General features: G+C 48.1%; 1 protein-coding gene. It reads left to right on the top strand.

Annotated features, from left to right (window positions below):
• The coding region (locus tag ACS8FC_RS19205) for an aminotransferase class III-fold pyridoxal phosphate-dependent enzyme (RefSeq protein WP_439297965.1) at positions 1–593 on the top strand (593 nt) is incomplete at both ends.

Raw genomic sequence — 593 nt, 5'->3', positions numbered from 1 at the left:
CGTGACAAAATCGTCAAGTTTGAAGGCTGTTACCATGGTCATTCAGATAGTCTACTTGTCAAAGCAGGCTCAGGTATGCTCGATATTGGTGAGCCAACGTCGAAAGGCGTACCAGCCGATTTTGCGAAGCACACGATCACGATTCCTTATAATGATCCACAAGCGATCAAAGACTGCTTTGAAAAATGGGGTGATGAGATTGCTTGTGTGATCTTAGAGCCGATCGCTGGCAACATGAATATGGTCATTCCGACGCAAGAGTTCCACGATACACTGCGTGCCCAGTGTACTGAGCATGGCGCAGTATTGATTTTTGATGAAGTCATGACAGGATTCCGCGTGGGTCTGGGCGGTGCGCAGGCACACTTCGGTATCACGCCTGATTTGACCTGTTTTGGCAAAATCATCGGTGCAGGTCTACCAGTTGGTGCGTTCGGCGGTAAAGAAGAGATTATGTCTTGTATCGCACCGCTTGGCGGTGTGTATCAAGCGGGTACGTTATCAGGTAATCCACTTGCGATGCGTGCTGGTATTGCGATGTTTGAAGACTTAACGGCAGAAGGTTTTTACGACGATTTATCTGCTAAAGTCGA

Source organism: Psychrobacter sp. 1Y4 (genome assembly GCF_051847555.1).
This window is presented reverse-complemented; position numbering and strand designations above follow the sequence as displayed.